Genomic DNA, 11,904 nt, shown 5'->3' on the forward strand with positions numbered 1-11,904 from the left:
ATTATGATAACTATCCAGACTCGATTTCATTCTCGGCCTAGATGGTGGGCCATTTTCAAAGTCCTGATTGCTTCCGCCTTCTTTATTACCGCCGATAATACGCTGGCTCAAGACCAGGCATCCACAGTTGTGCCACACGATAGCTGGATGCAACTGGTGATTCCGGCAGATACGGCAGGACAAACAGTCGAACAACTATTCGCTGACGATCTGGATGCAGATTCATACAATCAAGATGGGGGCTGGGTTGTATTCACCTACGACCCGACAGAGAATGTTTACGACAATCCGGGGCTAAGCGGCACAATACCGCCAGGCACAGGATTCTGGATGCTTCAGGTCACAGGCGTCGAAGTATCAATAGATGTCCCACTATCGTTGCCAACTCCAACAATAACGACATCCCTGCCTTGTATTGCAGCTGGAGGATGCTTCGCAAAGACACTATTATCGGGACCGAGCGTTACCAGCTGGAATCTACTTGGCTCACCATTCAAACGATTTCAGCCATTAGCGGGACTCTTGGTCGGTAATGAGACTGCAGGAGGCCCGTGCTTTGAGGGCTGCAGTCTACAGGAGGCTGAAACAGAGAACTTATCATCAGCAGCTTTGTGGCACTACGATTCAGAAAAAGAGAGCTATGTAGAATATGATCAAAGCTCTGGATTGGTACCGTGGCGAGGTTTTTGGATGGCAGCGCTTGAAGGTAGCAGTACAGGGACGACCAGACTCTACTTTCAAAATGTAATAGACCTTTATCAATTAGTCGCAAGCCCCACTGATTTTCTTACCAATACCCAAACCGAAGTTCGATTTCAAATGCGCCTGTTACCCGGTGCTGAATTGCCTGGAAACGTTGCGCAATTATTTCGGACGACTGATGGCGTACCCTTCGGACAAGCATTGTGTACACTTAAGGACGATGGAGCGCTGGATAACGGTGATGATCTTGCAGGAGACAAAGTCTACAGTTGTCTTTCACCGTTCATCGAATCATCTGAATCTACAGTTAATCTTGTAGTATCTGCGGAGATTGATGGTAATTTCAGCCCTGTTGCATCTATCGATTTGAACGCAATAGATCCGATAACCGATGAAGAAGCATCAATCGTAATCAGTGCCCAATCCTCAGCGCAACAGATTTGGAAGACCGAACTCGCTCAAGTCGGTGATACCGTGGCCGCTCGCGAGACTGCATCTGAAATTATCGCAAACCTGCCTGGAGTTCTTGATTCTGGAGTCGCAGAAGATGATACGACTATCTGGATAACCTACGAATCAGGTCTTACTACAGGCTTGATGCTGAACCCGGAAGGTACTCGCGGATCGCAAGAAGATCGAGACTTCTACTCTACAACCGTAAATGTAGAAACCATTTCACCTGCAGTATTCGATCGACTCGACCCGCACGGTGAGCTCACTCAGGGGCCGCTGGATGTGTATGCTGAGGAAACGGGGGAGAAGGTGGTAGGAAGCAGTCGAGTGCTTATCTGGGATGCATACAACTCTCAGTTCGCACCTTTTGATGAAGGCCCTGATTTACGAACTCTATTTGAAGGCACCCAATGTCCGTTGTTTGATGTCAACTATCTTATTGACTCTCAAGCTACCGTAGACTCAGTTCGGCAATTCAATAAGTACGGCACTATCATACTGATCACACACGGAGCAGTAGACAAGGATGGGCAGGTAGTATTTCTAACCAGAGAGAACACTGGCGTATTTTCAATCATCGGCCATTCCATAGACTTACTGCTAGGTCGAATCTCCATCATGGGAGACGTGTACGCAATCAGACCAAGCTTTATTACATCCCTACCCGGAAATTCTCCAGGCGCAATCATATACAACGGCTCATGCAGCAGTTCAGCCAACAGCTCGATGGCTGATGCTTTCGTCAGCGAGGGCGCTAGTAGCTACTACGGGTATACACGCACAGTGAATTCCCCTTATGCCCAGAATGCCGCCAATCAACTCTTCGACAACCTAGTCAAGTCACTAGATACGACAGGCGATGCATTCGCACCCGTCACACCAAAAATTGATCCAGTTACACCTTTTGCTACTTTTACGCTGACCAGCGATCCGACTACCAGTTATACCGGTGAGCTGACGAATGGCGAATTCGAGACGGGAGATCTGACAGGCTGGACTACTGAGGGAGATGGCCGGAGCATTGTCAATCTAGGCGAGTTCAGCCCACCCGGAGGCAATTTCATGGGCATAATTTCTACTGGCCTGGGATTTACCACAAGCTCCGGGTCGTTGGCACAGAACTTTTGCCTTGCAGCTGACGCCACTGAGCTAACGTTTGATTGGAACTTCAATTCAGAAGAATTCGTAGAGTGGTGTGGACCTGAACATCCGTTCGACGATCCCTTCACAGTGGAAATGCTGACTGATTCAGGTACAGAGTTATTGCTTTCCGAGACGATCGACACACTGTGCTCCACCGTCACGGCAAATTCGTTGGCTTTTGATGTCAGCGGGCCAGCTTGTGAAGTTTCTGAAGGCGTTGGCTTTGGCACGGGTGGCAATGATTGCACGGTCTACGGGACTGGGAATCTGATCCAAACAATAGACATCACCGCAATCGCAGCAAACAATGTTGGCAAGGGAGTAACATTGCGTTTCAGGAACTTTGATGAAGGCGATAGCCAGTATGACAGTGCAGTTCTAATCGACAATGTCAAGATCCGTTAAGCTGTTCCAATCGAGTAAGTGCTAAATGTGGAACAAATTGACTTTACTGACCAGCCTTGTCAGTGCTTCGCTAGTCCTTCTCATCAACTCCGCGTGCTCAGAACCATCAAATTCGATACAAGTAAGATTGCACAATAAAGGACAAACTCACCAACTCGATGCTTCTTCGCGGACAATCTTACAAACTATTGCACAAATTGAAACAAGCCTTATATCAGCCGATAGCGTTCTTCGTCTGGCGGTAGATAAGCATTTCATCAATCGCATTATAAATGAACAAAGCGCACTTGAGATTCTCTATCCGACAATACGAGAATTCGAAACAGCATTCAACGGTAAGTGGTTAACACTAGATCGCATTCTGGTTCCACTAAATGGTGAGTTCGCAGATAACGTTACTACAATATTCCATGGAACTCGTAACTACACATCAGGACCGTTAAGTCACCAACGCCCTCTTCCACTTTCCGTAACTGAAGGCCTGCTGCTCTGATTCTCTTGACGCGCCTACACGGTAAATGCAGGCACGTTTTACTGGTTAATCAGTCGGTAGACCTTAGGATACTAACTATGCATTTCCAAACCGAGCCATCCATGGCAGTCACAACATGAAATTAACGACTTAGAAACTCATCATTGACAACAATAAAATTACCGACATCTGACAGACTTACTCTCAACATCCGATCATTATCCCCAGACTCTCTATCAACAACAAATAATTGAATCTCGTCGAAATCGTCTGGCAGTCTTACTTGTCTTGCTGAGGCCTCGTTCACTTTAGGCCATATGGCCAATACTTCGTCACTAGAGACCAGCACTAAAATCTCAGCACTGTCATTCAGCAACCAGACTGTAGAACTACTATCAGCCTCAGAACCAGCCGAGAGCACCGAATCTATCAGATCACTGCTCGGAGTCGTCAAAGTGGCATCAGATGAAACGGATAAAGAGGCCGTTGAAAAATTGCCCCGAGCATCGAAAGCAACTAAATGATAATTATGCTCACCCGAGAGTGCCGCTTGATCAAGAAAAATCTGGTTTGAGGAAGTACCAATGTAAACGCTATCCCGATAGATATTATAACCAGCGACTCCCTCATCGTCTGCTCCCTCTGCCCACGTCAACAATACAGCAGGAAGCCCTTCTACCTGACGCAAGAGTATCGCAGGTGGAGGTGTCGGCTTGGCGTAGTCGGGTTGTGATGCCGCATCACTGGCAATACTGATCAAGGATCCAGAAATAAGGGAATAATTTCCATTACCATCGAACGCAGAGACCGCATACTGATAAACACTGCCACTAGTTACCTGAACGTCACTGTAAGAGGCATCTTCAACGGTATCCAGATAAATCCCATTTCTGTAAATATCATACCCTAAGACATTTCCACTACTCCCAGCCTCCCAATAGAATGCAATCTCATCGGGTGACTCGATTGAAATCTCAAGACCAATCGGTGTAGAGATGGATTCAGCCGAATTATTGTTTGAGTTAGGAGATTCCGACTCAACAATATCCGGGCTTTCATCGGGTGCTTCTGGCGTAGCCGGTATCACTGGCGTAGCCGGTATCACTGGCGTAGCCGGTATCACTGGCGTAGCCGGTACCTCTGGCGTAGCCGGTACCTCTGGCGTAGCCGGTACCTCTGGCGTAGCCGGTACCTCTGGTGTAGCCGGTACCTCTGGTGTAGCCGGTACCTCTGGTGTAGCCGGTACCTCTGGTGTAGCCGATACCTCTGGTGTAGCCGGTACTGTTGGTACCTCTGACTGCTGGATAATCACATTGAAAAAGACAGCTTCCGTTCTTTGATCAAAACGACCAACCTCAGCGACTGCTAGCTCCACTCTCCGGTTGCCAGCTGCGGCCTGCCCATCGGCCATTATGATTAGCCGCCGCACCGAATCATTACCACTCAATTCGAATAAAACGCCATCAATAGCTATACTGCCTGAATCACTACCGTTGAGAACCCACACAATATCATCGTTATTTGCGTCAGCTGCGACGGAACAAACATCGGGAAGAGCCTGCGTCAGCGATTTACCGGCCTCCAATACTTGGCTTGCTTCTAAGGTAGTATTTCCTGAATAAACAGGGGCTTGAGCTGAGATAGTGTTGTTGCCACTACCTCCTGGTGCTGGTGGCGGTGCAAACGGCCCAGAAGGCTCACTTTCGGTCCCACACACTGCGGCCTGAAGATTGATTACAGGCACAGATGCAAAAATTAAAATAGCCAGTGCAGAGTAGAGCTTACTTCTCGGAAAACTTCTGCTCACATCACTGATGTGAGCTTGGCGACGGTCCTTTCTCATCTAACTATTCCTACATACCCTGCCGAATGGCGTTCTCCACGTAAAGTAACATCTAATCGTCAAGACGGTCAAAATGAAAATGCGGTTTAAGCAACCATTTCACACTTTAATTTTTATACAGGCCTGACACTCCACAGTGAGCTCAGAATAGTGCTGCCGCACGGCCTGACATCTGAAGCAACAGACCTGAATACGTTAGTTACCAGGCGCTGCGGGAGGACTGAATTCGTCTGAGGTAGAGCGATTAGGATCACTAGGCCCCCCTGGAAAATCAAGCGGTGGCGGCCCACCTAAACGACCTGGACCTCGCTCCTCCTTTGGAATAAAATATTTCGCAGCATCAGTGACCGGATAGCTTTGAGGTACTGCAAGCGGAACACCCACTGACCCCTTATCCAGAACTTTTTCATCAGGCGCAGAGGTTGACGAATTTGACACTGCAACATCGTCAGAATTCAGCACAGATGGTTGCAGCTCTTGTTCTGAGTCCGTTACTGTGGAAAATGGCGAAGTGATCAAGGAAGCATCCGCTCCCGAAGATTCGCTACCTTTCACCGGAGACTTGGGATTTTCAGCAACCGCAGGGTTCAGCCTCTGTGTTTCAATCGACGATTGAGCTTCAACTTTATTCAGTGGAGCATCGATGGCAATTGCTTCAATATCCACCCCCAAATCATGATCCTTCTCCCCTCCGACGAGGGCCCACCAGAAACCAGCCACAACAAAGGCCAAGACGGCGACTACAACTCCTAGCTTCATGCTCGCTCCATTAATCAAGTAATACAATATTATGCAATTACACTCTAGACCCCAGTAAAAAATACTCGGGAACACCTCGAACATGAACCCCTACTCAGAGTACCGGTTTTTGCTGATACACCCTAACGTAGTCGATAATATAGTCCGCAGGTAGCTTTTGTTGATCTACAGGCTGAGTGTTGAATGACCCTCCCACTGCGAGATTTATAAGTACATACATGACCTGATACGCAACTGATGAATCTCTGTAAGTGTGTTTTAGCTCTCCATCCACATACCAGGAAATGCTCTCATCGGTCCATTGCACTCCAAAAGTATGAAAATTATCACCAAAACCTTCTTCCTCACTCCCGCCCGTTGAGCGGAAGCTATTCTGAACAGAGACGCCATCGTCATTACGCCGATGATAGCTGTGGATTACCTCGCCAGGATTTTCGCCCAGAATTTCCATGATATCAATCTCGGGCTGCCGTCCAACGTAGTAGCGATTCAGTAACCAGAATGCCGGCCATAGCCCATCCCCAACTGGTATCTGTGCCTTGATTTCAGCGTAGCCGTGCGTAAATTTGAACGAATCCCATGAGGTGATGATTCCAGATGTGTATTGCTTCTGGAAGTACCCTTCCTGAAAATAACTTGCAGGTTTGTTCGCCCAATAAGGGTCATTTCTGGGATATGCCGGTGGAGCTGTGTTGAGCGGAGTCTCTTCTCCTGCAATAGCACCACGTATCGTCAGATTACCGTTGGCCACTGTAAAGGGCGAATAGCCAGAGTTTGCATCTATCCCTAGAGCGTCTACGTAGTACTGCTCTTCCTTGTTAATCGTCAGGAAAGGCCCCCAGATAAAACGTGTGTTCCACTTGGAAGCATCCAGACTTGCACCATTAAACTCATCGGAAAAAACCAATTCGTACTCATCCAGATCCAAAGGTACAGACATGTCTTTGGAATAAGCTCGAATGTAATCAATCTCGAATACTGCAGGAAATACCGTTGAACTATCCGGAGCCTGCGGCCATGAGCCACCCACGGCCAAATTAGCAATCAGGTACATTGCCTGATTGGCAATCTTGTATTCACTTCGATCGATGCGCCGGGTTTCCAATCCGTCTACATACCAGATTATCTGTGCCGGATCCCACGACATGGAATACACATGAAAATCACGAGAAAAATCTGGACCTATAGTCTGGAAACTGGGAGTTCTGATTGCCTTCCAACCCGCCGGCACATCAAAGTAGTGGTAGGTATGATAAACCTCGTTGACATTCTGACCCAGAAATTCCATCACATCGATTTCGGGGACGTCTTCCACGTAGTGAGATGGCAATAACCAGAATGCAGGCCACAGACCTTTACCCGCAGGTACTTTCGCTCGTGTCTCTACATAACCGTGCGTGAATTTAAATGACTCATAGGAATTCAACAAACCCGACAAATAGTTGACATTGCTTTCAACGTATGGAGGATCACCTGCTTGGGGTGCACGGTATTCCAGATGCCGATCCCACACAGGGTCATCAGGATCAGGCATTGCTGGGGCAGCCCCTACTTCACTGGTCGCCGACGCCGTTATTTTCAATGTCCCTTCAGGTGTGAAGGAAAAGGGGTCATAGTTACTTCCAGCATGCATCCCCAAGGAGTCTATATAAACCTGTTCTTCCTGGTTGATAATCAGATACGGCCCCCATAGAAGACCCGTATTCCATTTATTGCTATCCAGCACCGGTCCATCAAATTCATCACTGAATTCCAGCCGATACTGGGAAAGGTCTGGAATCTGACTTGGCGGCATCATCACTGGAACTTCCAATCGTGCGCCAATACCTTCAGCTCCCGGCAAAACAGCCACCCAAAATCCGGTCCAGGGCTGCGTCGTCATTCCTTCTGTTACAGTGTCGTAGCTGCCGGTTTCGTCAGTGTAGCTATATATACTGCTGAACATGATGTCGGCTGCATAGGCCTCAGTCAATGTGCATCCTGCATTGCAAGCACCAGAGTCCGAAATCACTCTTAAACCTGAGATGTCCAACTCTGTTTCTCGAGGAAAACCGATCATGTTCCAAGCAACAGGGAGCCCTGCGATGGGCTTGAGTCCAACGACACTACAGCCAACAATAGAACTGCACCCCCGAACCTGGCGCGAGACCGGCGAATCCAGAGTTGCAGGCAACGTCAAGTTGACTGGAGAGCCTGTTGCCTGTATGAACCAATAGCCCTTTCCAGGCTCGAGTATCGTCTGGCGAGTCAACTCTACGTAGCCAAAGTCTCCCGTAGCCGGCAGTATCTCCCATCCAAACAACACCCAGGTCTTTGAGTAATCGTCTATGGAAAGATCATCGCCGAACAGGGATGCAATCGAACCCTCACTACCAGGATCTAACGGCAAACTGATCAAAGTCCAGCTGTCATCCTCGACAGTGTAAGCCGGGCTAGCGCTAGCCAGGTTCGAATAGCTGGATACTATGAAAATTACTGATAAAAACAACCAGGCTGACAACTTTCTCATGATAAACAATACGTCTTTATAGAAGTAACTGCGGCATAGACCTCACCGCTATTTGATTTGTAACAAGTTGCAACTAATGACCAAGAAATACTCATCTATGAATGCTCTAAAGATGGGTTTGAAGCAGCTAGTGAAGCGCTCATCATCTGCAAAAGTATCAGCGATACCCGACAAATTGTACTTGTTCTGTGAAACTAAAATTCAGGCAATTTTACAGAAACAGCTGCATCTAACTAAAAATACAGGCGCCTGTCACAGGACAAAAATGCGATCCAACACGTGATGCCCTCAAAGAGGCTCGCAATGTGACTTGCAACACACAATTCCGGTCTGCAGAAATTATTGAACAAGCTTAATTGCCGTTGAAAAGCAACAATCACCTTTGAGTTGAAACAGTGCCTCAAGCAAGCAACCATTCCAACATCCTACTGAGCGAGATTCTCAGAACATCTGAGAAGCATCGACTTCAGCCGACGCTGTGCGACTCGCGCATTGATTGGTCAAGCTTCCTGCAGGCTTCCGGCGATCGCCTGTTAACGCCCATCATAGCTAGAAAGATATGCACCCCGGAACTATCGTCATTCATTCCTGATGACGTAGTCGGTGCCTTGCAAATGATCCGCGACTACAACCTGACGAGGAATCAACGCCTGATTGAAACATTCGTGCGGATAGCCAGCGTCTTGAATCAGGGAAATATCCGTCCACTACCCTTGAAAGGCACCAGCCTTCTACTGTACGGAATATACCCCGATCAGGCGGACCGCATAGTTAGCGATATCGATATCCTGATCCAGCCCAGCGAAGTGAAAAAAGCCTTACAGATACTTAAACAACATGATTTCGTTCAACGAAGCAATCCGTTTTTAGGCGATAAGGGACACTGGGACGATCGATTTGAAACAATCGACATAGATGATTTTCGGCACAAACCAAGCGAGCAAAACTATCACTTGCCGCCAATAAAGGAACATCAGGATGCTGAATTTTATATAGAAATCCACACCCGTCCTTGCAAGGGACACGGTTCAATGGAAATGGAACTGACTAGATTGGCCGCTAATTCGACTGCGCTGGATTCAAAAAACGGCAGCTTGTTTCGCCGACCCGGATTAAGTTTCACACTGATGCACACAGCCCATCATATGTTGATACAAGACCGCCTGATGTACCTGGGGCTGACAGATCACCGACATTTACTGGATATCCATCACCTGATGGGACACATTGTGGATAGCGGGGAAACCGCGGAACTCCAGGAGATGGCAGAATCAACGCATTTCAATGATTTATCCACTTTCGCGTTGTGGCAATGCCAACAAACACTGGATGTTGCTTATCAGTTTGACTTTAAAACCTCCCAAACAGGGAAGCAATGGATAGTCAACTTTACCGCAATTACAAAAAACAATGCCCTGCAACGGTTCAGGCGCGCGTGGTCAGCCATTAACACTACAATCACAAAATTTTTTAGCATAAAAGCGCTGCGGCACGCCTTCGGAGACATGCCAGTGACCAAGTCATTGCCACTTTACACGCGCTATCAATGTCAACGAGCTGTACATGCTGTAACGCTAGCCGTCAAAAGAAAACGCGGCTGAACAACTACCGCGACTTCGGAACCATCACCTGGCTACTAAAGAGTGAGCCTTCGTAGAAAGATTGAAATGTGACAGTCTAACTAGGGATTACAACCCTTTGGAGGACATGGTGGAGAGAATGCAAGCGACTTGTCACTGAACAAGATACCTGCGATGACTGGTGAAGCGTAAGCCAGCTTCGTAATTGCCTTTCGACGACTTTTTGACACTTCTGGCAAGCTAACACCAGACGGCTCGTCTTGATTGCCTTTCTTACCTTCTGCACTATCCATTTGTCAGAACTCCAACACTTAACACGGGGAATAAAAAGATAGGGAGATACTACCACCGAACAAACAGATGTCAATCATCTCACAGCCTGAAAATGCTCAAGAAATTGCGTTTTGGATAACTACATCAAGTACCGATTGACGGACCACTATTCTGGGCAATTCGTATTAGAGATCTACCACTAGACTCAAACAAAAAAACACCTCTCAAGCACCCTATCAAGCCAACTACAGCACTAAATTGAGTAGCCGTATTTTACCCACACCACTCCCAGGAAGAGACGGACTGAAGCAACAAATCATCAATCACTGCTTCAACTTGTGACAATGAGGAATATGTCAACTTGTAGCAAGGCACCATATTTACCCAGGACACCAGCGACTCCAGAATCTCAGGCTGCACAGGTTGCTCAACTGAACAACCACTTTTGATAATCCCTTCGAACACACTGACTTTTGATAAGCATTCAACCGCAACCGTTTTCTGTGCTTCACAGTACTCAGGGACAATCAAGAGCCTGCAGGAAACAGGACTTTTTTGAACCTGCCCATCTCTTGGCGACAAATACCGGAACTGTCTTTCCTCGTTACCATAACGAGTCAAATGGCTTAGCTGCGGAAAATAATTCGCCAAAACAGGCCATGATCCAGCTTTTACTGACAAACTGACCGGCACTGGCAGCAACTCCGCGGTTTTAGCCAGCATAGGCACTGCATCGTCATTCAAAAATGCATAGCCACGATGCATCAGGTAAGCAGCCAATGTTGTTTTACCGCTGCCCCCATGAGCAGGCATCAATATAGCGTCATTACCTCGTGCAACGGCCGAAGCGTGGAACATGATTGTTCCTGCATGACTGCGGGCCACTAAACCACTTATTTCCCGCAAGCATTTTATTGCCGTATCTGCAACTGTATACCCTGTATCCAAGGTCTCACCCTCACCCACGATAGGGAAATTACGACCAGAAGAGTAAACATCAAGTTTTACAGTCCGCACACATGAACCTTCTGAGGATTCCAGGGTGAACATCTCATTCAGCAAATCACATAAACCGCAAAGCTCTGAGGCCACCTCAATTCGAACTCCCGGCAAATACAGACAAGTTCGCTCCTGAGCATCAATCTCTCTGGATACTGTAAAGCCAACATCTGGCAAATAGGACTCCGTGGCCTTCACAATCAAGCTGTCTGCGGAAGGTAGCGCTGCCAAAAATTGCACACTGTCTATCATCGCCGTCTCAATATCAACGTCGAATTGATCAACGATCGAGCACGCGATCAGCTCAGCGCCAGCTCCGTCCAGCGCCAAGGACAGCATACTGGCAGCCACTTGATTCAAGACCCTGACCTGCCCCGTATCTTCGTCCAGACACACATAGTGATCTGCAAGTGAGAATTTTTTCACCGGCTATACCCGCACTGATTTCATATAAATATGCCACTACCAAAAATATAATAAAACAGCCAATAAATCCTGCAATGCATGGCTACATTTTTTAAAATATAACAATATTACCAACAAGTATGGCAGGAGCAATTCTATGAAAAAAATAGCCTGCGCACACTACCTTCGTACAAAAAAACATGAAAGATCAGTACAAAATATAAAAGTGTAATTATCCCACTTTGAAAACCTGTGTTCCATTACTGACAATTCATTGAAATGATAACGGGTCGGAAAACATCTTCCTGCTGTCTGCCCGGTTGCAAACGACTTTATTGATCAATCGATTGCCCTCCTTATC

At 47.3% G+C, this 11,904-nt stretch carries 7 protein-coding genes; 3 read left to right on the forward strand and 4 right to left on the reverse strand.

What is annotated here, in order from left to right:
* Window positions 1-3 precede the first annotated feature (3 nt).
* Together IMCC3135_RS22165 and IMCC3135_RS34275 are read left to right on the forward strand one after the other, a co-directional pair.
* A complete protein-coding gene (locus IMCC3135_RS22165; protein ID WP_169727508.1) occupies window positions 4-2,703 on the forward strand; it encodes a hypothetical protein in 2,700 nt (899 codons plus the stop codon).
* Window positions 2,704-2,728: 25 nt separating this feature from the next.
* Window positions 2,729-3,196 carry a hypothetical protein gene (locus IMCC3135_RS34275; protein WP_157736189.1) on the forward strand — a complete coding sequence of 156 codons (468 nt, stop codon included), beginning with the start codon at window positions 2,729-2,731 and terminating at the stop codon, window positions 3,194-3,196.
* 121 nt (window positions 3,197-3,317) lie between these two features.
* On the opposite strand, the gene IMCC3135_RS35305 is transcribed toward IMCC3135_RS34275, so the two are convergent.
* The 3 genes from IMCC3135_RS35305 to IMCC3135_RS22185 form a co-directional block, all read right to left on the reverse strand.
* Complete coding sequence (locus tag IMCC3135_RS35305; RefSeq protein ID WP_261341254.1) at window positions 3,318-4,586, reverse strand: fibronectin type III domain-containing protein; 1,269 nt, start codon at window positions 4,584-4,586, stop codon at window positions 3,318-3,320.
* Between the two features lie 627 nt (window positions 4,587-5,213).
* Window positions 5,214-5,861 carry a hypothetical protein gene (locus IMCC3135_RS22180; protein ID WP_157736191.1) on the reverse strand — a complete coding sequence of 216 codons (648 nt, stop codon included), beginning with the start codon at window positions 5,859-5,861 and terminating at the stop codon, window positions 5,214-5,216.
* Window positions 5,862-5,871: 10 nt separating this feature from the next.
* Complete coding sequence (locus IMCC3135_RS22185) at window positions 5,872-8,286, reverse strand: glycoside hydrolase family 16 protein (protein WP_088919585.1); 2,415 nt, start codon at window positions 8,284-8,286, stop codon at window positions 5,872-5,874.
* A 395-nt stretch (window positions 8,287-8,681) separates the two neighbouring features.
* On the opposite strand from IMCC3135_RS22185, the gene IMCC3135_RS22190 reads away from it, so the two are divergent.
* Window positions 8,682-9,887 carry a nucleotidyltransferase family protein gene (locus IMCC3135_RS22190; RefSeq protein ID WP_088919586.1) on the forward strand — a complete coding sequence of 402 codons (1,206 nt, stop codon included), beginning with the start codon at window positions 8,682-8,684 and terminating at the stop codon, window positions 9,885-9,887.
* Window positions 9,888-10,412: 525 nt separating this feature from the next.
* Here IMCC3135_RS22190 and IMCC3135_RS22195 read toward each other — a convergent pair.
* A complete protein-coding gene (locus IMCC3135_RS22195) occupies window positions 10,413-11,564 on the reverse strand; it encodes a PqqD family peptide modification chaperone (protein WP_088919587.1) in 1,152 nt (383 codons plus the stop codon).
* Between the last annotated feature and the right edge of the window lie 340 nt (window positions 11,565-11,904).

Source organism: Granulosicoccus antarcticus IMCC3135 (assembly GCF_002215215.1).
Lineage (GTDB): Bacteria > Pseudomonadota > Gammaproteobacteria > Granulosicoccales > Granulosicoccaceae > Granulosicoccus > Granulosicoccus antarcticus.

Coding starts and splice junctions, on each gene's coding strand:
- IMCC3135_RS35305 (WP_261341254.1), bottom strand. CDS start 4,586: ATGGCCGATGGGCAGGCCGCAGCTGGCAACCGGAGAGTGGAGCTAGCA.
- IMCC3135_RS22180 (WP_157736191.1), bottom strand. CDS start 5,861: ATGTTCGAGGTGTTCCCGAGTATTTTTTACTGGGGTCTAGAGTGTAAT.
- IMCC3135_RS22185 (WP_088919585.1), bottom strand. CDS start 8,286: ATGAGAAAGTTGTCAGCCTGGTTGTTTTTATCAGTAATTTTCATAGTA.
- IMCC3135_RS34275 (WP_157736189.1), top strand. CDS start 2,729: ATGTGGAACAAATTGACTTTACTGACCAGCCTTGTCAGTGCTTCGCTA.
- IMCC3135_RS22165 (WP_169727508.1), top strand. CDS start 4: ATGATAACTATCCAGACTCGATTTCATTCTCGGCCTAGATGGTGGGCC.